The organism is Capnocytophaga periodontitidis, assembly GCF_016126015.1.
GTDB classification, from domain to species: domain Bacteria; phylum Bacteroidota; class Bacteroidia; order Flavobacteriales; family Flavobacteriaceae; genus Capnocytophaga; species Capnocytophaga periodontitidis.
The window spans coordinates 76,230-101,460 of sequence record NZ_JAEFDB010000002.1 but is presented as its reverse complement, the minus strand read 5'-3'; the positions used below and the strand labels follow the sequence as shown (position 1 = coordinate 101,460).

At 39.8% G+C, this 25,231-nt stretch carries 24 protein-coding genes and 1 pseudogene; 10 read left to right on the top strand and 15 right to left on the bottom strand.

The features are described from left to right. Window positions 1-4: 4 nt before the first annotated feature. The 15 genes from I7X29_RS04700 to I7X29_RS04630 all read right to left on the bottom strand — a co-directional run bounded on the left by I7X29_RS04700 (window position 5) and on the right by I7X29_RS04630 (window position 14,327). Window positions 5-301 (bottom strand): type II toxin-antitoxin system HigB family toxin, encoded by a 297-nt coding sequence (locus tag I7X29_RS04700; RefSeq protein ID WP_198473028.1) that lies wholly within the window; start codon window positions 299-301, stop codon window positions 5-7. Window positions 302-435: 134 nt separating this feature from the next. Beyond that, the gene (locus I7X29_RS04695) at window positions 436-1,116 is read right to left on the bottom strand and encodes a metal-dependent hydrolase (protein WP_009412791.1); all 681 of its coding nucleotides are present in this window, start codon (window positions 1,114-1,116) and stop codon (window positions 436-438) included. A gap of 32 nt (window positions 1,117-1,148) precedes the next feature. Further along, on the bottom strand, window positions 1,149-2,060 hold the full coding sequence (menA, locus tag I7X29_RS04690) for a 1,4-dihydroxy-2-naphthoate octaprenyltransferase (RefSeq protein ID WP_009412792.1): 912 nt from the start codon (window positions 2,058-2,060) through the stop codon (window positions 1,149-1,151). A gap of 78 nt (window positions 2,061-2,138) precedes the next feature. Continuing rightward, complete coding sequence (gene tsaB / locus I7X29_RS04685) at window positions 2,139-2,774, bottom strand: tRNA (adenosine(37)-N6)-threonylcarbamoyltransferase complex dimerization subunit type 1 TsaB (RefSeq protein ID WP_009412793.1); 636 nt, start codon at window positions 2,772-2,774, stop codon at window positions 2,139-2,141. Next, a complete protein-coding gene (locus I7X29_RS04680; protein WP_198473027.1) occupies window positions 2,740-3,162 on the bottom strand; it encodes an endonuclease domain-containing protein in 423 nt (140 codons plus the stop codon). Before I7X29_RS04680 ends, tsaB begins: the two co-directional genes overlap by 35 nt. Before the next feature lie 193 nt (window positions 3,163-3,355). Then, window positions 3,356-4,027, bottom strand: a complete 672-nt coding sequence (gene rsmI, locus I7X29_RS04675; protein WP_198473026.1) for a 16S rRNA (cytidine(1402)-2'-O)-methyltransferase — start codon at window positions 4,025-4,027, stop codon at window positions 3,356-3,358. Further along, on the bottom strand, window positions 4,027-5,016 hold the full coding sequence (locus tag I7X29_RS04670; protein WP_198473025.1) for a hypothetical protein: 990 nt from the start codon (window positions 5,014-5,016) through the stop codon (window positions 4,027-4,029). The genes rsmI and I7X29_RS04670 overlap by 1 nt, the downstream gene beginning before the upstream one ends. 25 nt (window positions 5,017-5,041) lie before the next feature. Continuing rightward, window positions 5,042-5,932: a fructose bisphosphate aldolase gene (locus I7X29_RS04665; RefSeq protein WP_088593061.1), complete on the bottom strand. Its 891-nt coding sequence runs from the start codon at window positions 5,930-5,932 to the stop codon at window positions 5,042-5,044. Window positions 5,933-6,176: 244 nt separating this feature from the next. Continuing rightward, window positions 6,177-6,968: a superoxide dismutase gene (locus I7X29_RS04660; RefSeq protein WP_225883664.1), complete on the bottom strand. Its 792-nt coding sequence runs from the start codon at window positions 6,966-6,968 to the stop codon at window positions 6,177-6,179. A 41-nt stretch (window positions 6,969-7,009) separates the two neighbouring features. Continuing rightward, entirely contained in the window at window positions 7,010-7,816 is an 807-nt protein-coding gene (locus tag I7X29_RS04655; protein WP_198473024.1) for a toxin-antitoxin system YwqK family antitoxin, read from the bottom strand. Between the two features lie 58 nt (window positions 7,817-7,874). Further along, window positions 7,875-10,346, bottom strand: a complete 2,472-nt coding sequence (locus tag I7X29_RS04650; RefSeq protein WP_198473023.1) for a DUF4982 domain-containing protein — start codon at window positions 10,344-10,346, stop codon at window positions 7,875-7,877. 82 nt (window positions 10,347-10,428) lie between these two features. After that, complete coding sequence (locus I7X29_RS15330) at window positions 10,429-10,665, bottom strand: hypothetical protein (RefSeq protein WP_225883663.1); 237 nt, start codon at window positions 10,663-10,665, stop codon at window positions 10,429-10,431. A gap of 297 nt (window positions 10,666-10,962) precedes the next feature. Then, window positions 10,963-12,327, bottom strand: coding sequence for a tetratricopeptide repeat protein (locus I7X29_RS04640; protein WP_088593071.1), 1,365 nt, complete (start codon window positions 12,325-12,327; stop codon window positions 10,963-10,965). Window positions 12,328-12,341: 14 nt separating this feature from the next. Beyond that, entirely contained in the window at window positions 12,342-13,364 is a 1,023-nt protein-coding gene (locus I7X29_RS04635; protein WP_198473022.1) for a BtrH N-terminal domain-containing protein, read from the bottom strand. 99 nt (window positions 13,365-13,463) lie between these two features. After that, complete coding sequence (locus I7X29_RS04630; RefSeq protein ID WP_198473021.1) at window positions 13,464-14,327, bottom strand: M48 family metalloprotease; 864 nt, start codon at window positions 14,325-14,327, stop codon at window positions 13,464-13,466. Window positions 14,328-14,685: 358 nt separating this feature from the next. On the opposite strand from I7X29_RS04630, the gene I7X29_RS04625 reads away from it, so the two are divergent. The 10 genes and pseudogenes from I7X29_RS04625 to I7X29_RS04575 all read left to right on the top strand — a co-directional run bounded on the left by I7X29_RS04625 (window position 14,686) and on the right by I7X29_RS04575 (window position 25,169). Continuing rightward, complete coding sequence (locus tag I7X29_RS04625; protein WP_198473020.1) at window positions 14,686-16,650, top strand: alpha-amylase family glycosyl hydrolase; 1,965 nt, start codon at window positions 14,686-14,688, stop codon at window positions 16,648-16,650. Beyond that, entirely contained in the window at window positions 16,640-17,275 is a 636-nt protein-coding gene (locus I7X29_RS15325) for a hypothetical protein (protein WP_225883662.1), read from the top strand. Before I7X29_RS04625 ends, I7X29_RS15325 begins: the two co-directional genes overlap by 11 nt. A 217-nt stretch (window positions 17,276-17,492) precedes the next feature. After that, window positions 17,493-17,882, top strand: coding sequence for a hypothetical protein (locus I7X29_RS04610; protein ID WP_198473019.1), 390 nt, complete (start codon window positions 17,493-17,495; stop codon window positions 17,880-17,882). 85 nt (window positions 17,883-17,967) lie between these two features. Continuing rightward, window positions 17,968-18,342, top strand: coding sequence for a four helix bundle protein (locus I7X29_RS04605; protein ID WP_198473018.1), 375 nt, complete (start codon window positions 17,968-17,970; stop codon window positions 18,340-18,342). 93 nt (window positions 18,343-18,435) lie between these two features. Then, window positions 18,436-20,382 (top strand): glycogen debranching enzyme N-terminal domain-containing protein, encoded by a 1,947-nt coding sequence (locus I7X29_RS04600; protein ID WP_198473017.1) that lies wholly within the window; start codon window positions 18,436-18,438, stop codon window positions 20,380-20,382. A gap of 5 nt (window positions 20,383-20,387) precedes the next feature. Then, a pseudogene (locus I7X29_RS04595) lies at window positions 20,388-21,168 on the top strand (KilA-N domain-containing protein). Between the two features lie 60 nt (window positions 21,169-21,228). After that, the gene (locus I7X29_RS04590) at window positions 21,229-22,518 is read left to right on the top strand and encodes a glycosyltransferase family 4 protein (protein ID WP_198473016.1); all 1,290 of its coding nucleotides are present in this window, start codon (window positions 21,229-21,231) and stop codon (window positions 22,516-22,518) included. Between the two features lie 8 nt (window positions 22,519-22,526). Then, window positions 22,527-23,714: a glycoside hydrolase family 57 protein gene (locus I7X29_RS04585; RefSeq protein ID WP_198473015.1), complete on the top strand. Its 1,188-nt coding sequence runs from the start codon at window positions 22,527-22,529 to the stop codon at window positions 23,712-23,714. A 54-nt stretch (window positions 23,715-23,768) separates the two neighbouring features. Further along, window positions 23,769-24,002, top strand: a complete 234-nt coding sequence (locus I7X29_RS04580) for a hypothetical protein (protein ID WP_198473014.1) — start codon at window positions 23,769-23,771, stop codon at window positions 24,000-24,002. A 591-nt stretch (window positions 24,003-24,593) separates the two neighbouring features. Further along, on the top strand, window positions 24,594-25,169 hold the full coding sequence (locus tag I7X29_RS04575) for an SMI1/KNR4 family protein (RefSeq protein ID WP_198473013.1): 576 nt from the start codon (window positions 24,594-24,596) through the stop codon (window positions 25,167-25,169). Window positions 25,170-25,231: the final 62 nt, after the last annotated feature.

Here is a 25,231-nt window from a genome sequence, read left to right as displayed (position 1 = left end):
AATGTTATATTTTATCTATATTTTCAATTCTATCATATTCTTTATGAGTACCGATAAAACGGATATATATTATTTTAGGTACAAATAGTATATGTACTACTATTCTAAAGTGGTTGGCTTTGATATTGAAAACAAATCTACCATTTCCTACAGCATCTACACTATTGAAGTCTTTTTTAATATCTGCAAAACAAGACCATTCGGCAACAATAGTTTTTCTATACCAATCTTCCAAAGGAAATTTAGCTTCGGAATGTTGTGTGTAAAATTCAACAATGGTTTTTTTAGCTATAATTCTCATTTGAGTGGTTATAAAGTTATGGCAAAAGTAATAAATAATTTTCAATTAACAATGAACTATAAAAAACTTTGCCAAAGGTCATAGTGTTATGCTATGACCTTTGGCGTTTTTAGAGGGTTAGTACACTAAGTAAATTATACTACTACAATTTGTCCTACGCCTAAAAGTATGAGTTCTTTGCCTTTGGCTTTGAAGCTACGTACGGCGGCATCTTTATCTATTTTGATATGCGACATTGTATTGTAGTGATATCCTAATATTTTATTACACTTTACGAAATCGGAAGCCATAATAGCATCTTCTACGTCCATAGTGAAGTTACCACCTACAGGTAATACAGCTAAATCAAGCTTGTAACGCACTGGAATAAGCTGCATATCGAAATGCAAGGCGGTACTGCCCGCAATGTAAATTGTTTTATCGGGAGTTTTGATCACAAATCCGCAAGCAGCACCTCCATCACTACCATTTTCAAAGGTAGAAGAGTGCAACGCCGATACCATTTTCACAGAACCAAAAGGGAAATTGAAAGTTCCACCTAAATCCATAGGGTGGCTGTTCTCAATACCAAGGTTGAAAAAGTAGCGAGCAATCTCGAAATTAGAGATGATTTGAGCTTTAGTGCGTTTGGCAATCTTCTCTACATCCCAAGTATGATCTTGCCCAGCCGTAGTGATGAGGATATAATCGGCTTTTATTTGATTGATATCGATATCACTCGCTAAAGGGTTTTCGGAGATAAAAGGATCGACGAGTAAGTGAGTTTCACCTATTTTTATCCCTATGCTGGCGTGTCCGTAAAAAGTAATTTCCATAGTAATTAGATAATTCTTTAAGTATGAGTATTTTATTTACTGATATATATTCCTATAAAAAAGAGTACTGAGAGCAAAAAGGTGCTCAGAGCGACTACTTTTAGTTCTTTATCCAAAAGCTTAAGATCGTTGTTGCGCTTTACTGAAAGCAAATGTACCACCAAAGGAAAGAAAGCTAACAGATAGAGCAATTCCCAACGCATTTGCAGGCGCAGTACTGAAAAACTGAGTAGGGCAAGCATTGCCAACACTACTAAATAGTAATGATAGTACTTAGCAAGCGAAATTCCCATTTTCACTACTAAAGTGTGTTTGCCTGAACGCTGGTCGTTCTCGTAGTCACGCATATTGTTGAGGTTCAACACTGCTACACTTAACAATCCTATAGAGATAGCAGGTAGAAAAGTAATCCATTGGAGGGTTTGTGAGTAGAGAAACTCACTGCCTACCACGCTCACCAATCCAAAGAATACGAACACAAAGAGGTCGCCTAAACCGCGATAGCCATAAGCTGAACTTCCTACTGTGTATTTGATAGCTGCTACTACACACAATAATCCTAACACAAAGAATATCACTATATAGAGCAGGTTTTCCCAACCAAAAGCTAAGTAGATAAGTATTAATGCTGAGAGTATAGAGAGTCCTGCGGTAATGAGTATAACGCGCTTGAGTTGCAAGCGACTTATAGCTCCGCTTTGTAAAGCGCGCTGAGGCCCTAAACGATGTTCATTATCAGTGCCTTTCACACCATCGCCATAGTCATTAGCAAAATTAGAAAGCACTTGAAACAGTATAGTTGTAAGCAATGCCCAAGCGAATATTTGCCAGCTAAACGCCGAAGGGTCATAGCGATAAGCTAACGCACTCCCTGTGATAATTCCTGCTACTGAAAGGGGCAAAGTGCGGAGTCGCGCTGCTTTGATGAGTGTAATTACTTTCATTTAAGGCACAAAAGTATAAATAATTTGCCAATTAGCAAATTTGTAGCTATGATAATTAACAATTTTAACAAAAAACGTCTATTTTAAGTAGGTAGGTTCGAAGTAAGCAATATCTTCAAAGTCTTGAGCGTTGTATTTTGCGATAGCAAAAGGGAGCATATCTTTGGCTTGAGGAAAAGCATTGGGAATAAAAACGGCATTGGGATGTTTACAAATAGCAGCGAATTTATTACTTCCATCACCTAAGAAAGTTACTTTTCCTTTATTTAATTCTTCTTGATAACTGTGTTCATCGAGGATTTTGGCTTCGGTGGGGGTTACGAACTCATATTGGCTATTAAAGACTGCACTATACACTTCCATACGGCGGGCATCGAGCATTGCGATAATGCAATCGGCTTGGGCTTGATGAGCGAGAATCTGGAGGGTAGGAATTGCTATAAGGGGTTTCTCTAAGGCAAAACAGAGACCTTTAGCAGTAGCAATTCCTATGCGTAAACCGGTATATGAACCTGCTCCAGCACTTACCGCTATTGCATCTAAGGCGGTGAGGGGCAATGAGGCTTGTTGCATCACGGCTTCTATAAAGAGGTGTAGATTCTCAGAGTGAGTGAATTTACCCGTATTCTCGGACTTTTCAGCGAGAATATGATTATCCTTTGACAAGGCTACAGAACAGTTAAGTCCTGAGGTTTCTATAGATAATAAAAGCATTTTTTGAATAATATCTAATAAAATTTTCTCGTTTTAATTCCTCTATTTTACTTTCCAATGACAACACTACACTAAACATATTTGTTTTAATTTCCTCATTTGAAAAACGAATGAAAGTTAATCCATATTTTTCCATTTGATTTTGTCGATTTTTATCTTCTACATATCTAAAATCGTGGATATGACCATCTATTTCAATAACTAACTTTAATTCTTGACAATAGAAATCGACAATATATTCTAATATAGGGACTTGTCGTTTAAATTCTACTCTTAAGGATTTATTTTTAATTTCTTTCCATAGAAGTATCTCTGGGAAAGTACTATTATTGCGCAAAAATCGGGCGAATTCTCTTAATTTAGGATTGTAAGGAATAAGGTTATTCATAGTTTTTATAGGTTGATATTTATTAGAGTACCTCTGTCAGAAAACCTCCCCACTACCACATACTCCGTTCTCACGGACTTCCTCAAAGAGGGGGAATGTAGTGACGCAAGCCTCTACGATAAAACCTCCCCCCTACCCCCCTCAAAGAGGGGGAATGTAGCGACGCAAAAGTGATTCTGTTAGCTGTTACTTGTTACTTATTACCTGAAACAATCATCACTATTTCACCTTTTACGTTTTTATCTTTATAAAAATCCAATAATTCTTGGAGGGTTCCGCGTTTGGTTTCCTCGTGGACTTTGGTGAGTTCACGCGATAGACTTGCGGGGCGGTTGGCACCGAAAGTAGCGATAAAATCGGTGAGGGTTTTGAGGAGTTTGTGAGGGGAAACGTAGAAAATCATTGTTTTGGTTTCGGTGGCGAGCTGTGAGAGTCGAGTTTGGCGACCTTTTTTATCGGGTAGGAAACCTTCAAACACAAAGCGGTCGTTGGGCAATCCACTATTTACTAAGGCGGGGACAAAAGCTGTAGCACCTGGCAAGCATTCCACATCCACTCCCTCAGCAATACAAGCGCGAGAGAGCAGAAATCCAGGGTCGGAAATGGCAGGGGTACCGGCATCGGTAATGAGGGCGACAGTTGTTCCTCCTTTGATACGCTGCACCCAACTATCTACCACCTTATGTTCGTTGAACAGGTGGTAGCTTTGCATAGGGGTGCGAATATTGTAGTGTTTGAGGAGCTTGCTACTGGTGCGAGTATCTTCGGCTAAGATAATATCTACTTCTTTGAGTAAATTGAGGGCACGCAGTGTTATATCCTCTAAATTTCCAATAGGGGTAGGAATCAAATAGAGTTTGCTCATTAGACTTCAAAACGTTTAAGAACGAGGTCGAGGAAGCGTTGTTCGTACTCTTCTTTGCCTTTCCAATAGTTGTAAGTAGGTTTTACTTGTTGCTCGATATAGAGAACGGCGTCTTGCATAGAGTTTAATTCGCCCAAGTGTTTTACTACCTTATTATACTCACTTTCACTACCGAAGAAGAGTCTTTGCACAAAGGCTAACTTATCATTCAAACCTATTTGGAGAGTTTTTCCAAACTTATCATTGAGTGATTGTGTGGGTTTCACATCATCGGTAGTATCTTTTTTATCGAAAACAGTGTTTTTGCTTTGAGAGATGAACTCTTCTAAGGAAGGAGTTTGCTTGAGGAGGCGTTGCTCATCAGTATACTGAGGTTGCTGGATAAACTGTTCAGATTGTTCGATGGCGGGTTGCTCGATTTCAAATGCTACTGCAGCAGTTTCGACAGGTTTTGGTTTTTCAATTGGTTGAGGTTTTTCAATTGGTTGAGGTTTTTCAATTGGTTGATCGGCTGTTGCAGTTTGTAATCGACTTGTTGGTTTTGCCCAATTAGGTTCTGAATAGGATTCCTCTTGCAAAATGCGTTTAACAATAGGTTTCTCGGCAGGAGCTGGTTTTTCCTCTTTTGTGATAGGGGCAGGCTCCATTGCTACAAAGGCAGGTTGAGAAGCGGGTTCTTTTTTAGGAGTTTCTTTAGCGGCTGTTTCAGGGGCAGTGAGAGGGTGCACTTCGGAAGCTTCTACTTGTATATCAAAGATATCTTCTTCTTGATTTTCATCGATAAAATCGGATACTTTTCGCATAGTGCGGTGCATACGGTCTTCTGAAGCTCCAAGTGTTTGATAGTATTTTTCCACAAAAGTGAGAATAGCGATTTTCTCGGTAATTTTGTGAGCTTGTTTGTTTAGTTGAGCGAGGTTCCACTCACCTTCGTTAGCGAGGATTTCGGTAGCTAAAGTGATGAGGTCGTGTTCTAATGCTTCTTTCATTCGCGTTACTATTTTAGTTTTGATATTATTTCACAGAGGCTTCGTAAATTCCTTCGACGGTGTGAGCTAAGGTGTTGTTGAACTGCTCATCGGTTTGAGTTGCTGAGAGCCCCTCGGTAAGGGCGCGAGAGAAACTTGCAATTACCCCTTTGTTTTCGGCGAGGATGGCATTGGCTTTTTCACGTGGATAACCTCCTGAAAGAGCTACTACGCGCACTACACGGGGGTGGTGAGTAAACTCTTTGTACAAATTGTTGATGGTAGGCAAAGAGAGTTTGAGCATCACATTGGCAGTGGCGGGGAGGGTATCTAAATGTTTTCTAATTTCGTCGCGCAAGATAGCCTCGGCGGGAGATTTATCGGGGATGTTGATATCTACTTCGGGTTCTATGATAGGCACCAAACCAGCGGCTATTATTTGCTTAGCGACCTCGAATTGTTGGTCAACCACTCGTGCGATACCTTCGGGAGAAGCTTTTTTAATCACTGATCGCATTTTAGTTCCAAAGATATGGCGTTCGTTAGCGCGGGTTAATAGTTCGGTGAGTCCTGTGATAGGTTTCATCAGTTGAACGCCGTCGTTATCGAGGGGTTCCAATCCTTTGTCTACTTTTAGGAAAGGAACGACTTGTTTTTCGTCCCAAAGATAGTCGGCGGTGTATTTACCATCGATTTGTCTATCCATAGTTTGTTCAAACAAGATAGCGCCTATAATTTTTTTGTGAGAAAAGGCGGGGCTTTTGATAATTCGTGTTCTCATTTGGTGAATGAGGTCAAACATTTGTTCCTCGTTGCTGTATTGGTCTTCAGTTACGCCATAGAGTTTAAGAGCTTTAGGGGTACTACCACCACTTTGGTCAAGAGCTGCAATAAAGCCCTTGCTATTTTTCATTTGTTCAAATTGTTTTGCGTTCATTGTTATTAAGTTTTTAAAATTATGCTACAAAGGTACAACTTATTTTTCAAATAAAAAAAATTAATCCAACAACTTCTTTTAAAATGCCTACTTCCGTTGAGGCTGTTCGAAATAAGGGCGTTTGCAAAACGCCCCTACATAAAGCGATTGATTATCGAATGCCTACCCCGTTCCCCTCCCGAAGGGAAGGGGCAAGCCGCAAAAGCGATTCTTTTGATGAGGAAATATACGATGTTTTGTGCAATTAGGGTTTAGGGGTAATTGCTTTTTGATAGAGTTGTTCGGCTACATCCCAATCGATTACGTTGAAAAAGTTATTGATGTAATCGCCACGGCGGTTTTGATATTTCAAGTAATAAGCGTGTTCCCATACATCCATTGCTAATATAGGAATACCTGATACACCTAAACCTGGCATCAATGGGTTATCTTGATTGGCAGTGCTCACGACTTGTAATTTACCGTTATTGACTACTAACCAAGCCCAACCAGAACCAAAACGTTTGGCACCTGCTTCGGCAAAGGCTTTTTTGAAGTTATCAAAGCTGCCAAAATCGCGATCGATAGCGGCTGCTAAGGCTCCTTTAGGGCTTCCGCCACTGCGTGACATCCCTGCAAAATACATATTGTGATTGTAGTAACCACCAGCATTGTTACGCAAGGTTGCATTGTTCATATCAAGCGTGCGAAGGAGTTCCTCGATGCTCATTTGTGCTTGAGGAGTACCTGCTACCGCCTTGTTGAGGTTGTTCAGATAAGCTACATAGTGTTTAGAGAAATGGATGAACATTGTTTCCTCATCAATATATTCTTCTAAACCGAAATATTTGTACTTTAAAGGTACAATAGCAAAAGCACCTGCTTCGGCTTTTACATCTTTAGGGTCACCGTAGTTAGAGCCTCTTTGGACGCCTATAACGGTCTCTTCTTGTGCTTTTTTAGTTTTTGATTTTTTCTTCTGAGCGTAAAGGTTACCAGAAGTGAAGGCTGTAGTCAAAGCTACGGCGCTGAGAGTGATTGCGTTTTTGAGTTTCATATAATAAATTAATTTATTAGAGGTTAGGGGGGTTAGGATTTTTAGTTGTAATTAACGGTTTTTACGATATTGTCGTGGTCGTAAGTTTCTTCAGAGGTGAGTCGGCCGGCTTGGTTATAGTATTTCCAAACGCCCTCTTTTCTGTTGTTTTTATAAGTGCCTTCTTCGGTAATCTTACCATTAGGATAATAGATAACGCTTTTTCCGTTTTTCTTACCGTCCTTATAAGGCATTTCAGAATATAACTTACCATTGGAATGATAGGTTTTATACAAAACGAGCTCACCGTTTTCTTTCAAAAGTTCTTTTGACAAATAGCCTTCCCTTTGGTAATACTTTTGAGAGCCATCTTCTTTACCTTCTTTGTAAGTATGTTCTTCGGAGAGTTTGCCGTTGTCATAATATATGCGCAGGGTGTAATTTTTTTCGCCTTTGTAATCAGATTCTGATTGCAACCCCTCGGCATCGTCATCCCAGAGTTGCCATTTGCCCCAAGGCTTTCCATCCTTGTAATTTTTGAGGGATATGAGTTTTCCTTTATCGTTGTAATATTTCCAAGTACCGTCGTTTTTACCATTCTTGTAGTGTTCCTCGGCGGTGAGTTTACCCTCACCGTTATAGCGTTTGTAAGCACCATTGATGCGCCCCTCTACAAAGGTTGCTTCGTAATAAGCGCCGCCACTCATCACTACTTTGTAAGCTCCGTCAAGAGGTTCATCGGTAGTGTAGAGTTTAAAAAACTTCTCACCTGCAAATACTTGCTGACGGACATCTCTTTCAGGGAGTAGTTTTTGGGCGAATGAGGTGCTGACAAACAGCAAACTAATGGATAAAAATAGAGATTTCATATTTCAATTAACAATTAACAATTAATAATTAACAATTAGTAAATATGTTGTACTGAGGTTATCTTACCATTATATCAATTTTTCCTTTCAATTTCTTAGTCTTAGCCTCTATGTTTATTACACCTGATTTATCTCCTGCTTGTACCATCATCACTAATTTTCCGTTGAAAAGGTGCATTTTAGGTAAGTGGAATTGGTCGGTGCAAGTAGCATCGCCATTAGCAGCTGCTTTATAAAAACCAGCACCTTTAACGCTGAACTGCACAAGGTCATTCACTGTTGGGCATAAATTGCCGTCCTTATCTACCGCTTCTACGGTGATGAAAGCGAGGTCTTTACTATTAGGAGTGAGTTCTGTTTTGTATTCAGTGCTAAGGCGCAAAGCATAAGGCTTGCCAGCGGTACGTATTTCTTTTTCGGCTACTGCCTTACCATTAGCATCATAGGCTACTACTTTCACAGTACCAGGTTCGTACTTAGTATCCATCCACATCAGGCGGTAACGCTTTTGGCGATTGAGGTCTGACGGATTGCCGTCTTTTTCTTCCTCTTCTAATTTTATAGAGAGGTCTTTAGAGCGCTTTCCTTGGCTTTTGCCATTGATAAACAATTCGGCAGAAGGATAATTAGTATAAACGAAGATAGGAGTTGTTTCACCTTCACGCCCTTCCCAATTCCAATGAGGGAGGATATGCAAGGTTTCGGCTTCCTTATTCCAATGCGAGCGGTAGAGATAGAAGCGGTCTTTGGGTAGCCCAGCCAAATCTACTGCTCCAAAATAGGAACTATGGGATGGCCATTCTACATAGTAAGGAGTAGGTTCGCCGAGATAGTCGAAACCTGTCCAGATAAATTCTCCTACAGTATAAGGCAAATCCTCTTGATGTATCCAGTCGTCTTCGGGCAAGTTTGACCAACCGCAGTGTTCTACGTCATAAGACGACGATTGCATATCGGGGTATTTAGCCATTGAATTGCGCTCTACGGGGAACTTATACACGCCGCGCGAGCTCACCGTTGAAGCGGTTTCACTACCCAAAATAAGCTGTTGTGGCAACTTCCGGTAAGCCTCTTTGTACTTAAACGGGCGGTAATTGAACCCCATTAGCTGCATCGTTGCTGCCATATTGTTTTTAAGCACATCGTGGGGTCTATCCATACCATTGCTCACGGGGCGGGTAGTATCGTATTTTTTGATGATATCTTGCAAATAGCGCGCTACTTGCGAGCCACTTTCTACACTCTGTTCTTCCACCTCATTACCGATGAACCACATCAGTACGCTAGGGTTGTTGCGGTAGTGTTTTACAAGGTTTGCAAGGTCTTTTTCAGCCCATTCTTTGAAGTACAAGTGATAGCCATTTTCCACTTTGGGGATAGCCCATTCATCGAAACTCTCTACGGCGAGTAGCATCCCTAATTCGTCGGCTAAGCGGACATATTCAGGGGCGGGCATATTGTGTGAAGTGCGGATAGCATTCACCCCCATATCCTGCATCATTTGTATTTGTCGGCGTATAGCACTCTCGTTTACCGCAGCGCCCAGCGCCCCTAAATCGTGGTGCATACACACCCCTTGTATTTTGATTTTGCGCCCGTTGAGGTACAGACCATCGTTAGGCTTGAGTTCGATAGAGCGAACTCCAAAAGTAGTGGTTACTTCATCTTTTACAGTATCGCCTTCATAAAGCTTGGTAACCGCTTTATAGAGGTACGGCTTGCCGATGTCCCACAAGCGAGGATTATCAATATACAGTTCTGCTGAAATCTTATCGGTAGTGTAAGGAGTTGCTTTGGTATTAGCATACGCTACTCTTTCTCCTTGATTATTGAAAATAACAGTTTCTGCCGCAACTGAAGTCTTCTTATCAGCTACGAACTCCGTATTTACTATTACTTTGGCGAAGTTATTTGTTATTTCGGGGGTGGTAATCTGCACACCCCAGATAGGGATATGCGTCTTGTTTTTAGTAATAATATGCACATTGCGGTACAAGCCTGCCCCTGGATACCAACGCGACATCTGGGTAAGGTTGTTGAGGCGCACTGCCAAAGTGTTGTTATTGGCTTTTACGTAAGGAGTGATATCCAAAAAGAAAGTGTTGTAGCCGTTGTGCCATTCACCCGCTTTTTGTCCGTTTACGAACACTTCGGGGTTACTCATCGCCCCATCAAACTGTACAAACACTTGCTTATCGGACGTAAGTTCAGGCACGTTGAACTGCGTGCGGTACCAGCCTACGCCTACAAAAGGCAAGCCACCTGTGCGCCCCGTATGCTCAATAGCCGCTTTTTGTCCGTCCTGCTTGATGGCAGTGCGCTGGATATCGTTTTCCATATCAAAAGGACCGTAAATAGCCCAATCGTGAGGTATGGTAACGCGTTGCCATTTAGCATCGTTGTAATTGGTTTGTGAGAACACCGGTTTGTCCTCACGGGTAAATTTCCACCCTTTTTGGAGGGTTTGTTCTTGAGTCCAGCCATTTATAGCCGTCAGTGACATCAATAGTAAAAGGTTGATTTTGTTCATTTTTATAAATCAGTAGTTTTTAAAATCGGAGTTTTGGGAGCATCTTTGGGTTTTCATTTATCTTTTCACTCCTCACTTAACTTTAGTTCACTTCAATTTTTGAAATGGTTACAGAGTTTGCTTTCATTTGTTTTCCGTTTAGGAGGGCAAATGAAAATTCAAGGTGGTGTTCATTTCCAATCCAACGACTTCCAAATTCTGCGCCTTGCCCTTCAACACCATTGCTCCAAGATTGCAAAACTTGTCCATCGGTAGTTCTCGCTTGCATATAAACTTTTCCTGTTGGTTTAGCATTGGCATTAGACTTTGTCAATAACAAATTTACATATAGTACCGTGTTACCACCAGCTCCTCCCCATCGTTCTTGAACTATTTTGGCAGTAATACCGTTTTGGGAGAGTTCTCGAGTACCTTCTGGGGCTTCACTCCCGCCTTTTTTATCATCGTCTTTTCCGCAAGAGACTAAAGTAACTGCTGATCAGAGTAGCAATAATACAAACGTTACGCTTATCAGCTTTTTCATTTTTATTATGTTTTTTTTAAAATTATTAATTCTGCAAATATAAGGATTTATTTTTTACTTACAAGTTTTTGATTTTTGCTTTCTCACATAAAATCACAAACTTTTATAAAAGTCGCCATTCCTCACTACCTCTAAAAATTGTGGTATGTTATGATACCAAAAAGCTACTTTATGTCCTCTAAACGTTATTTCGATATTGCCATCATCAGTGGTGCGTGCTGAAAGTAGGGCTTTACGTATATCTTTCTCAAATGTAGCGTGAGATGATTTTTCATTAGGGATATAAGCTATTAATTTTTCATTGCTTTTCTTTTCATAATAATATGATGCTAAGAGAGGCAACAAGTGAGCAATCGCAGCATCTGTTTTGTTTTGTGCTTCATAAATATCCACTAAATCAAGGAAAATGCGTTCGTTATCTTTTTTTACAGTGGTAGCACTTCTGTCTTCATAAGGGGTATCGTACAAGGCTTTCAAGAAATACTTTTCAGCCATTGGGTAGTCCTTATTACCATAGTAGATATCAGCTAATGAGTGGGCTGCCAAATGGGCGATATTGCGCAGGTCATATACATACCACTTATTTTCTGAGGTTTCTTTTATTTTCAAATCAGCGAGGTAAACAAGGTCATTTTGTACTAACCTAATATTCTCTCTATCTAAAGGTTCTTCTTCCTTCAGTTTGTTATAAATATCTACCAGTTTTTGGTCTTTTTTATAGGTAGGGTCGCTTTTGAGAAGGTCTTTGAGCAGCGTAATTAATTCGTTTATACGTTTGTTGTGATACAGAGGGAAATCGGTTTTGTCAATTGTAGAAGAGGTGTTTCGTTTTTGCTGAATTTCACTTTGGGCTTCAGGAGAAAGTAGTTTTTTATCAAAGATATACAATTTGAAAATAGCCTTACCCATATTGCGGAGGTGTGTATTAGCTACGGCTAATCCATAAACATAGTCGCCTTTGCTTCTAAAAAAAGTACTATGGCGTTTATTTTCAATCAAAATATCACCTGTATTAATTTCAAATTTCTTAGTCTTATAGTTTAAATATTGGTATTTTACGTGGTTAAAGTAGGCCGATTTCTGTATCTTGCTTCTTTCGTTTTTCAGAAATTGTTGTATATATTGTTCTCTTCCTGCAGGGTCTTCTTGGTCTTCTATGCTAAAAGCATTGAAACTTATATTGATAGAACTTACATCAAACTTTGCGGGATAATATACCACACGGTTTTTCTCATTAAGTACATCCATACAAATACCCGCTTTGTCTTCCCATAATTCACCCTCACTAATAGGTTTGGCACTGAGGTAATTAGCAAAAAAATCATCAACAGGGGCTTTAATTTTTTGGTCGTCAATACGTGCTTTGATGAACTTCTGAATGGTATCCAAGATTACTTTCCGTTGTCCCCAACTAAAAGAACAACAAAATAGTGCTAAGAAAATGATGCATTTTTTCATATCGTTTATTTGTATTATTTATGTTTGCTTGTCGTGCTACGACCTACCGCTTTCAGTTTCTTAAAAAACGTTTCCTCTCTCTCGGCTATAGCGTACAACTGCTGTGAGAGGGCGTTATACACATCGGCTTGGGTACTGCGGTTCTTGTATACGCGGGCTATGGCTACTGCAAAGTCGCGCCACGCATCACCGATATCGGTAATTTCTTTAGAGAGTTCTATTAAAGCATCGTTTTTCAGGAGTTTGCCAGCTTCTTGCAAGAAAGCGCCGTAGATAAACCTAAAACCTGCCCCTCCTGTACCTACTTCTTCCTGCATACGTATCAGCTGGGCGAGGTAGTGATTGGTGGTTTTTGCACCTTTCTTGCGGTACCATTTCAGTATATCCTTGCTAACTGTCTTGATGCCTGCCACCCCCACTATAGGCACGGGAGCGAGCATCGTACTGCACGTTTGCTTGATACCCTTCCATATTGCCTTTTCTAATGAAAGTTCTTTAGGCAGATGAGTGGGATAATACAAATGTCCTTTAGGAGCTAACACCCCACTGGGGAAGCGCACTTTGGTGAGTTCTTCGGGGGTAAGCGTGGTAACGTGTGGAATCACCGGATCGCTGATGAGGTACTTGCCGTCTTCTTTGCCATAAACCACTAAGTTGTGTGCATTGAAGTGAAAACGGTATTCATCGGGGAAATAAGGCAAGTTGAACACCCCTACTTGCAAACCAGAGGGGATGCCTTTTGCAAGATTGTCGTCGAGGGCTTGTTGTGCCTTTTCGGGGGAAGAAAATTTTTGGCGTTTTACCTTAAAACCTAATCTTTTAGCTACTTTACTAAAGATATGCCCCGGCATCGTGCGGTAGCTAATAGCGGGTGCTTCATTGACTCTTATCCAAGGGAAATAGAAGAACAAGAGTCCGGAGCCAATACCAAAAACCATAGGCTCACTTAGCTGAACGCCATTGAAATATAACAAATTAGAGGCTACACCATTTTCACAGTGCGCCGATTGTCGATGTTTAAAATCTATTGTTGCCATATAAAATCGGGCAAAGATAGTAATAATTAGCAAATTAGCAAATTAGTAAATTAGTAAATTTGGCAATTTGCAGATGAGTCAATTGCGCGATGCTAATTATTAGCGAGTATTATAGGCATTTTTAATTCTATTTTTTAGAGAAGGATGGGTTACACTTCCTTTCATCATCTTGTTTTCAGTGATTTCATTGAGTTTTTTAAGTGTTTGAACGTATTGCTCTGCTCCTACTTTTCTCACAGCAAATGCATCTGCTTGATATTCTAATCGGCGTTGAAAAAAATACGGGATAAGTATAAAAGCAATAACGCCATAAATGAGCCCCACTAGCGCTACCATAACAGGCTCCATAATCGTATCTCTATAATGTTGACTTTCAATAATTTTCATAGAGAAACCATATAGAAAAACAAGGATAATAGAGCTTACCATATTCAGGAAAAACATTTTGTACAAATGTCCTAATTTCAGATGTCCTATTTCGTGAAAAACGACCCCTTTTAGTTCATTATCAGTCATTTTTTCGCTTAGAGGTTCTCCTATAAGGATTGTTTTGGTAAACGGGAAAATTCCTGTAGCAAAAGCATTTTCAATTTTTCCTTTAATGATGCGTATGCGATACGAATACCCTTCATTTCGCAAAAAGGACTCAATTTCTTCATTTTTTAAATACTTCTTTTTTTGAAATAATGCCCTTAAAGGTACAATCAAAAAATAGTAAGAATTAATAAGTGCTAACATTATTACAGCCATTGCATTTACAAACTGTATATGACTAAAAAACAACATTATAAGAATAAAAATTAACGAGACTACAGCACTGTCAAACAGCTCATCTTTCCATATAAAAAGATCTGTAAAAGCATATTTTTTCTTTTTATCTATCTTGAATGAAAGGTATGCCACGAAGGTTTTCAAAGCAAAAATGGCAATCACATAAATAATGTAGAGGAAGAATGGATTCATATTTATTAGGTTTTATATGTTTATTAAGCGCAAAAATAATGGATAATTAGCAAATTAGCAAATTGGGAAATTAGCAAATGGGAAATATCCCTATTATGCTTCAAAAATTATAAAATTTCTGCCCTTTTTAGCTTAAAACACCTATTACACTCTCTATAAAATCCTATAACAATTAACATTTCCTTTAGTCTCTCTCTCTGAAAAACCGCATTTTACAACCTATAAACTTAAAATTATAAAAATTTTTCTCAGAAAAATTTGGTAGTATTCAAAAAAATATATTAATTTTACGCCGAATTTAATTGACTTACCTAAAAGCCAACAACTTGACTTTTCCGTAGCCAGAATACCAAACATTATGAACGACCCACTTTTACTACCCTACCTCCCTGTTATTCAGGGAAGACATCAGCACTTTATCGATGTCCTTCATAGAGTGCAAGGGGACGCTTCGCGCCTCGCCGATGCTTGTAATTCGCACCTCTATTACGGTCTGCACCGTACTCATACAGAATGGGTGCTACGTGAGTGGGCTCCAAATGCAACAGCTATCTTTCTTCTTTGCGATAGCAACGACTGGCAAAAAAACAATCACTTTTCATTTACTAAAATCAACGACCAAGACTGGGAATTGCGTGTTCCTGCTAATATCCTCCGCCACGAAATGCTCTACAAACTACTTGTGGAATGGGAAGGAGGCAGTGGCGAACGCCTCCCCTCACATACTACCCGCGCTGTGCAGGACGATTATACCAAGGTGTTTTCCGCCCAAGTGTGGTGTCCCGAGCACCCCTACCACTGGCAACACCAGCGCCCCAAAGCTACTTCACACCCGCTTATCTACGAAGCACATATAGGGATGAGTACTGAGCACCAGCGCGTGAGTACCTTTATAGAGTTCCGCCTCTATGTACTACCTCGTATCGCAGCTTTGGGCTATAACACCCTCCAGCTGATGGCAATACAAGAACACCCTTACTACGGTTCTTTTGGCTATCAGGTAGCTAACTTCTTTGCGGTGAGTTCACGTTTTGGTACGCCCGAAGAACTCAAAGAACTCATCGATGCTGCCCACGGCTTGGGCATACGTGTACTATTAGACATTGTACACTCGCATTCGGTAAGCAATGAAGCAGAAGGGCTCAGCCTCTTCGACGGTACCGACTATCTTTACTTCCACCGCGGTGAGCGCGGTAAACACCCTGCTTGGGACTCCCGCTGTTTTGACTATGGTAAGCCCCAAGTACTGAATTTTTTACTTTCTAACTGTAAGTATTGGTTAGAAGAATATCGCTTCGACGGTTTCCGCTTCGACGGCGTTACCAGTATGATTTATTACGATCACGGTTTAGGCAAAGCCTTTACCGATTATAGTTTCTATTATGATGGCAATGAGGACGACGACGCTTTGGTGTATCTCACTATGGCTAACCAACTTATTCACGAGCTCTACCCCGAAGCGCTGACCATTGCCGAAGAGATGAGCGGATTGCCCGGTCTTGCTTCGCCTATTGCTGAAAAAGGCGTAGGCTTCGATTACAAGCTGAGTATGGGCATTCCCGATTATTGGATTAAGCTCCTCAAAGAAGTCCCCGATGAACAGTGGCACGTAGGCAATATCTATTACGAACTGACGAACAAGCGCGCCGAAGAGCGCACCATCAGTTATGCCGAAAGCCACGACCAAGCCCTCGTAGGTGATAAAACGATATTTTTCTGGCTTACTGATAAGGAAGTGTATACGGGTATGAGCGTGTTCGACCACAGTCTCATCATCGACCGTGCGATGGCACTCCACAAGATGATACGTTTGGTAACTCTTGGTACCGCAGGTGGGGGATACCTCAACTTTATGGGCAATGAATGGGGACACCCTGAGTGGATCGACTTTCCGCGTGCTGGCAACAACTGGAGCTATGCACACGCACGCAGGCTATGGAGTTTGGTAGACGACTCTAACCTGAAGTTTAAATACCTCAACGCTTTTGATAGCGCGATGATACACTTTGCCGCCGAGAGCAAATTCCTCGACCGTGAGCCTCGTGTTTTAGTGCGCGACATTGAGCGACAGCTACTCATATTCGAGCGCAGTGGGTACTTATTTGTTTTCAGCTTCAACCCCACCACCTCCTACACCGATTATCAGTTTGATGTGCCAGCCGGTAAATACACAACGGTACTGAATACTGATAACCCCGCCTTTGGAGGCGATAACCGCATTGATGAGAGCGTAGAACATTTCACACAGTATACCGGTAATGAGAATTTGCTGTCACTATATATACCCGCGAGAATTGGAATAGTGCTAAAATTTGACAATTGACAAAGGTTATGGCTCAAATAGTACCTCACGTTTTGAGAAAAACATTATGAAACTTAAAAGACTCATTGGTATATTGTTAGATACTATTTATCGTGATCATATTTACTTGATAAGCCCTATAATTAATTGGAGATTAATCGATGGGGTAAATAGGCACTTTAGAGATAATTACAACAAAGTATTACCCACCTTATTGAAATGGCAGGAAAAAGGGTATATCTCTTTAGTAAATGATGGTGATACTATTTTTATTTTTCACCCTGAAAAACTACCTTTAAAAGAAGATTTACGATCAGAGAGTGTTCTTGTAAAAAAAGAAGAAATTATTGATGATTTCATACACAAAATAGAGGTTTACTATAGTAATTTTGGAAGTGAATGGTCTATTTGTGATTTTTCTCAAAATGAAGTTCGAAAAGAAGTAATGAAAAAATTTCTACCAACTCTTGAACAAAAAGGCATTATCAAAATGATAACAGATGAAAGATTTAAAATCATTGATTTACCATCTAAAAAACCTGTAAAGAGCGGTTTTGTAGATAATGCTTGGGAATGGAAATACAGTAGTGCTAAAAATTATCGTGATGATATGAATACTGTGTTAGAAATTGATACAAACAACTAAAATATAGATAAGGACTACAAGCTCTTTGTGTGTTAGAGCACGAGCTACAAGCTCGTGCTAGCAGGGGGTACAACCTATTATTAAAAATTATTCATTGTCAATTGTCAATTACATATTACCCTCATTAGTTTTTTTGTGTTTCACTTGTCAACCAATAACAGCACAGAAGGCTGAGGATTGTAATTTTAAGGTCTTTTTATCATTAAAAAACAAAAACTTGCAAGCCGAGCTCTTTAGAAAGATAGAAACTACAACCGCAGAACAATACGCTGAAAGAAACCGAGATGAAACGGTGAATATCACTCCAGCGATACTCAACAAGTATTTAAGTGATATTGAAAAAGACCTCAGCACACAAGTCGCTGATACAACAACTTTTGAAAGAACATACCATTACAAGTTAGTACCTCCAGAGTTTGCCAAGCAAGCCAGCAATGCAAAAAACAAAATCTATATAAGCTTTTACCCAAAAGGTTGTGTTTTCACCCTGCATCTGCTGTACTCCTACTACTTAAAAGAACACGATGTAGTAGTAGAATCATCGGTAATCTATTACTTTACAATCATCGATGGAAAGATTGCAAATTTTGGGAGAGACGAAAGTTAAATTATCAATGAACAATTAATAATGAACAATTAACAAGGTTTGTAGTGTAAACAGTACCAACCATCAATTGAAATAACCATTAATTATGAAGAACAATATTGTTAAAGAAAAGTCTTTTGATTTCGCTATTCGTATAGTCAAACTTGTAAAATTATTAAGAGAAGATAAAAAAGAATTTTTAATTACTAAGCAGTTAGTAAGGTCTGCTACTTCCATAGGTGCTTGTATTAGAGAATCAGAATACGCTGAAAGTGACAATGACTTTATCCATAAGTTACATATAGCTCTTAAAGAGACTAATGAAACTGAATATTGGTTAGACCTATTATATGCAACTCAACACCTTACTGAAAAAGAATATAAATCAATAATAAATGACTGCAAAGAAATTCTAAAATTACTTATCTCAATAGTAAAAACTAAAAAAGAAAATATTAAAACTTCAATGAATAATAAATAGTGAACAATGAACTATAAATAACAATTGTAACTCAAATTTGTCAATTGTTAATTGAAACGTGTTAATTATTAATCGTAAATTGTTAATTGAAATATGTGTTATCTATCATTCAAAAAAGACCAGTTAATTAACCTTGAGTATTCTCTCGATAGAGAGTTTCTCGGTACTAACCGCGGTGGAGGTTACTGCTCCTCTACCCTCGTATTTTGCAACACCCGTAAATACCACGGGCTACTCGTCGTACCTATCGAAAAATTCAGAGGTAAAAATTATGTGATGCTCTCATCTCTCGACGAAACAATCCTACAACACGGACGCGACTTCAACTTTGGCGTTCATAAGTACGAAGGCACTTATGAACCTCGCGGACATAAGTATATCGTGGATATTTCTTACGAAAAAGCCTTTGCCATCACTTATCAAGTAGGTGGTGTCGTGCTCAAAAAAGAAATCTTGATGGTACACAATGCTCCACAAGTACTCATCCGCTATACTTTGGAAGACGCTCATTCAGCTACACTCTTGCGCTTGAACCCCCTATTGGCTTTCCGCGATATCCATTCGCTTAGCAAGCAAAACCCTGTGGCTAACACCCAAGTAGAAGCGGTTGATGGTGGCGTGCGTACCAAGTTGTACCCTGAGTTTCCTTACTTGTATATGCAGCTCAGCAAACCCGCTAATTTTGATGGCGCTGCCTACTGGAACAACAACATCTATTACACCAAAGAAAAAGAACGCGGCTACGACTTCCAAGAAGATTTGTTGAGTGTCGGAGCTTTTGAGGTAAGTCTCAAAAAAGGCGAAAGCATTGTCTTCTCTGCCAGCTTAGAGGAAGCCAATCCTAAAAACCTCGCAAAGGACTTTACCAAATTCCTCAAAGAACGCGCCGACCGCAATTCGTTTGAAGAATGCTTGCAATACACCGCCTCTCAGTTTATCATTCACAAGGCAGGCGAAACACGCATCAAGGCGGGTTATCACTGGTACGACAGCACCACCCGCGATACCTTTATCGCACTCCCTGGTATCGCTCTTTCTGGCAGTACCGCCAAAATATTTGAAGAAGTGCTACAATCAGCTCTCAAATATTGCTATAACGGACGTTTCGCCCGCGACATCAGCACCCACGTGGTGAACCCTGTGTTTGATGCCGACACCTCGTTGTGGTTCTTCTGGACACTCCAACAATACGAAAAAGAAACCACAAGAACAAAAAAACAAATCTGGAAAGAGTACGGCGAGACCCTCAAAGCTATCCTCAATACCTTCAAAAGTCGTGAACACAAAACAATGCGTATGGACGACAACGGACTTATATGGAGTGACGACCTCAGCCATCCGCTTACTTGGTTCAACGCCGAAAACAACTACGGAGCTATCGTACCGCGCAATGGGTATGTAGTGGAGGTGAATGCCTTGTGGTACAATGCCGTATGTTATGCTTTGGCTTTAGCCGAAGATGTAAAGGACAAAACTTTCTTATCCGAATGGGGCACTATGCCCGAAACTATTGCCGAGAGCTTCAATCAAATATTTTGGATTGAAAGCGAAAAATACTTAGCCGATTACGCTAACCGCACTCAGCAAAACACCGAAGTTCGCCCTAATCAGCTACTCGCTTGTGCCCTCGATTATTCACCACTCACCGAAAAACGCCAACGCAAAGTGTTAGCAATTATCACTCAAGAGTTGCTCACTCCCAAAGGCTTGCGCAGTTTGTCACCCGAGAGTCCACGTTACGAAGGTGAGAGTGTAGGTAATGTATTTGTGAGAGATAAAGCCACTTTCAACGGTTCAGTACATCCTTGGTTTGTAGGGTTCTATGTAGAAGCGAACCTCAAACTCTTTGGCGATAGCTACATCCCTGATGGCAAAGCTTTCTTAGAAAATTTTGAAGAAGAAATCAACACTCACGGTGTCGGACTCATTTCTGCCATTTACGACGGTAATCCACCATTCCACCCCCGTGGTTGTATTTCCAACGCCAAAAACGTTGCCGAAATATTGCGCGCTCAATGGCTACTTACAGATAAGAAGTAAGAGGTATGGCAAAAAATAAAACTATTAGTGTACAAGGATTTGATATTGTATGGTATGAAGTTAATTACAACGACTATATTTCTCTTACTGATATAGCTCGCTATAAAGATGCTGAACATACAGACGACATCATAAAGAATTGGCTTAGAAATCGCAACACGATTGAACTATTGGGTTTTTGGGAAAGCATTTACAATCCTAATTTTAAACCCGTCGAATTCGACGGGTTTAGAAAACAAGCGGGACTAAATAGCTTTGTAATGACACCTAAAAAATGGATAGAGAGGAACATTTGCCCATAAAGATATTGCTTTAGAGTTTGCTTCGTGGATTTCAATTGAATTTAAACTCTATATTATCAAAGAGTTTCAACGTTTAAAAGAAGACGAAACAAGTCAGTTAAAATTAGAATGGAACTTACAACGAACCTTATCTAAAATCAATTATCACATTCACACTGATGCTATTAGAGATAATTTGATTCCAAAAGAAATTACTAAACAACAAGCTAATTTTGTTTATGCTGACGAAGCCGATTTACTGAATGTAGCCCTTTTTGGACTTACCGCTAAAGAATGGAGAGAAAGTAATCCTGACAAAAAAGGAAATGTACGAGATTATGCTTCTTTAGAACAATTAGTAGTTTTAAGTAATATGGAAAGTATTAATGCCTTACTTATAGAACAAGGAATTGTTCCTTCGGAAAGACTTAAAGAACTCAATAAAGTTGCTATTACTCAAATGAAATCTTTAGTAAAGAACAAAGCAATTAAACAGTTGAATTAAAACAACACCCTTCTTGTCCCCTCCATAGAGGAGAGTTGGGAAAAGATAAATTAAAAGCGTATGAAGAATGCAAGAGTATTAATGTTTGGATGGGAATTCCCCCCTCATATCAGCGGGGGATTAGGAACAGCCTGCTTGGGTATCGCCCAAGGATTGGCTAAAAACGGCGTGAAAGTGCTGTTTGTAATGCCGAAAGCCTCTGGTGATGAGGATGGCAGCGTGGCGAAAATTATCAATGCCAGCGATGTAGAGATGTTGCAAAACACCGAAAAGATTGAAGATTTCTGGAAACACATCAACTTTATGGAGATAGGCTCAAACCTCGTGCCTTACCTCGACCCCGAAACCTTCGCTCGCGAACGCGATGCCTACCTCAAAGAGGGCGAACACCGCGAGCGCATTTCGTATCACAACAAATTTCAGTTTTCGGGTAAATACGGCGCCAACCTAATGGAAGAAGTGTACCGTTATGCCTTAGTAGCAGGCACTGTTGCCCAACGCTATGAGTTCGACGTAATTCACGCCCACGACTGGCTTACTTATAGTGCGGGTATCATCGCCAAGAAGATTTCGGGCAAACCCCTTATCGTACACGTACACGCTACCGAGTACGACCGCGGGGGCGAGTACAACCGTAATACTTTGGTTTACGACATCGAAAAACGCGGTATGGAAGCTGCCGATAGGGTGGTAACCGTGAGTAACTGGACACGCAATATCGTTATTGAAAAATACGGTATCCCTGCCGAAAAAGTGATTACCGTACACAATGCTGTTGATTTCAAAACCGAAACCGATGCCAAAGAAGAACGCGGCGTGAAAGATAAAATCGTTACTTTCTTAGGGCGTATCACCCTGCAAAAAGGCCCTGAGTACTTTGTAGAGGCAGCTGCCAAAGTGATGAAACGTATGCCTAACGTGCGCTTTGTAATGGCTGGTAGTGGTGAAAAGATGAACCCCTTAGTGCGCCGTGTAGCACAATTAGGATTGGGCACCCGCTTCCACTTTACAGGGTTCCTCAGAGGTAACGATGTACAGCGTATGTTTCAATACAGCGATGTGTATGTAATGCCCTCAGTATCCGAGCCTTTTGGAATTTCTCCTTTGGAAGCAATGCGCTCAGGCGTGCCTACAATTATCTCCAAACAATCGGGGGTAGCTGAGGTTTTACACCACGCTATCAAAGTAGATTATTGGGATATCAACGCCCTTGCTGATGCTATCTATGGCATTTTAGCTTACCCTACACTTGCTCATTATATGCAACGCGAGGGCTACGACGAGGTAAACCGACTCAAATGGGAAAATGCCTCTTTAAAACTTAAAAACATTTACGAATCTTTAATATAAAACCAACGATGAAAAAGTCTATTTGTATCTATTTCCAAATCCATCACCCTGAACGTCTTAGAAAATATCAATTCTTTGACATAGGTAAGAAACACAACTATTTCGATAATTACGCCAATCGTTCAGAGCTTGAAGATTTAGCCGAACATTGCTATTTGCCTGCCAATGCCCTCTTGTTAGAACTCATCAAAAAACACGAAGGCAAGTTCAAAGTTGCGTTTTCTATCACAGGGAGTGCTATCGACCAGCTCGAAATGCACACACCTGAGGTGATACGCTCTTTCCAAGAACTCGCCCAAACCGGTAGTGTAGAGTTTCTGGCAGAGACTTATTCGCATTCGTTGGCTTCACTTTCTGAAGATACCGATGAGTTTGAGCAACAGGTAAAACGCCACAGCACTACTATCAAACAGCTTTTTGGCAAAAAACCCGTAACTTTCCGCAATACCTCTCTTATCTATTCCGATAAAATAGGTGAACGCGTAGCAAAACTTGGTTTCAAAACAATGCTCACCGATGGCGCTAAGCACATATTAGGTTGGAAGAGCCCCAATTTCGTTTATAAAAATGCTCTCGACGAAAATCTCAACCTCTTGCTCAAAAACAGCAAGCTAAGTGATGATATCGCCAATCGTTTTTCTGATAGAAACTGGAGTGAATACCCCCTCACTTCCGAAAAATACGTCTCTTGGGTAGAAAGCAGTTTGCAAGATACTGAAGTGCTCAATCTCTTTATGAACTACGAAGTTATAGGGTATTACAACAATGCTCAAAGCGGCATTTTCGACTTCTTGCGTTACTTCATAGAAAATATGTTAGCAAACCCTAACTATCAGTTTTTGTTACCTAAAGAAGTAGCCAAAAAGCACCCCGCTAAAGATGTATTGCCTGTGCCCTACCCTATTTCGTGGACAGACGAAGAGCGCGACACCACCTCTTGGCTCGGTAACGAATTGCAAAAAGAAGCTTTTAACGAGCTCTTTAAAGTACAACCTTTGGTAAGAAAGAAAAAGAATGCCGACCTCATTGAAGATTACAGTCGATTGCAAGGTAGCGAGCATTTCTATTTTATGCGTACCAAACTCTTTTCAGGCGCCGATTATCACAAGTACCTCCTACCCTACGATTCGCCCTACGAAGCTTTCATCAATTATATGAATGTGCTCAGCGATTTTATTGAAAGAGTAAAAAATTAGATATTAGGCATCAGGATAGCTGAAAGATTTAATAATAATTTAAAAACAGACAAAATGAAAAATGAAGAAAAGAAGAGGAAAAGCAATTCCTTTGAAGGGATTGTTTCCGAAGAATTGAATGAACTGTCTGGAACTACAAGAGTTGCCGAGACAAACCCCGACGAAATGTCCACTGGACATTTAGGCAGTGAAGATTTTCTTTACTCGACCCCATTTAATGAGAAAGCGAATTCTATCACTAAAAACGTCGATAGCGACTTGGTGGAGAATCTTATCTTCACCCCATAGTAAAAAGCCCCTCGCGCAAGCAGGGGCTTTTTTATGATAAAAAACTTCGTCAAAGTTTGTAGCTCAAAAGGCTTTTAGAACTCTGACGAAGTTAAAATTGTAATTAAGTTTGAGAGCGATACTTTTAGTAATGTTGTTATAGTAAGCTATAGGTTATCACTCTATTGACCTATATACCTACGTTTATAGTGTGTTTCATAGGCAAACCATTTATCATTTTTGCGCTACAAAGCTAATACTTTCTTATTTACTTGTCAAGAGAATTAACATTTTTAACCTTCTGTATGAATAATATTAAGAAGACTTCGAGGCGTCCTTCTGTTAGTAGTTGTCTTGTGAGAAAAATAGCAAATTAGCAAAATTGGCAGAAAACTTAGCGGAAGTTTGTAAAATTCATTTAATTTTCTTTCTTTTGCGGTGAAAAGCTATTGAAACTCTGATTGGTATTGCAGAGAAGCCTATCACATTTCCTTTCTCAAAATGTGTGGTGATATATTCTATTGGGTGAAATTAGATAGGCAACAAAGCTATAAATGAATGATAGTCAGCAAAGGTGCTTATTAAAAATTAGAAAAACAAAACATCATTAAAATGAATATAGATAAAATAATTGAAAAATTAGGAGGAATAGTTCCTCTTTATCCAAGAAAGCAAACTTACCCTAATGAGGAGTATTGGGCAAAAGTAGAAAAATTAGTTGGAGAGCAAATTCCTTCTTCTTATAAACTATTTGCTACTAAATATGGGGTATCAACACCTAATAACTTATTAAAAGTAGTACCCTTTACAGAAGAAGCTGAATATCAACATCCAGAGGATATAGATATTCCTAATTACACTTTTGAAGAAACAAGTTTGAGTGTTTTTTTTGGAAAAGGAACTGACTACGACCTTGTTAAAACATTGAAAGAATTTAAAAAGAGAATGCCTGCCAAATTCTTGCCAATAGCAGATGATGGAATGGGGAATCTAATTGTTTTGTGTTTAGATTCAACAAACTTTGAAAAAGTATATTTTTGGGATGGTAATGTAGAATGGGATGAAGAAGATTATTTAGAAGAAACAGGTATGATGATGCCTGAAGAGGCTAAATTTCAAAATTTATGGCTTATAGGCTTGAGTTTTGAGAATTTTTGGGAAAGGCTTTCAATTGATGAATGGGAGTAGTAAACTTGCCATTCATTTGGCTTTTACAAAAGGTATTAGTTGTAATGGGAAAAAGATTATAT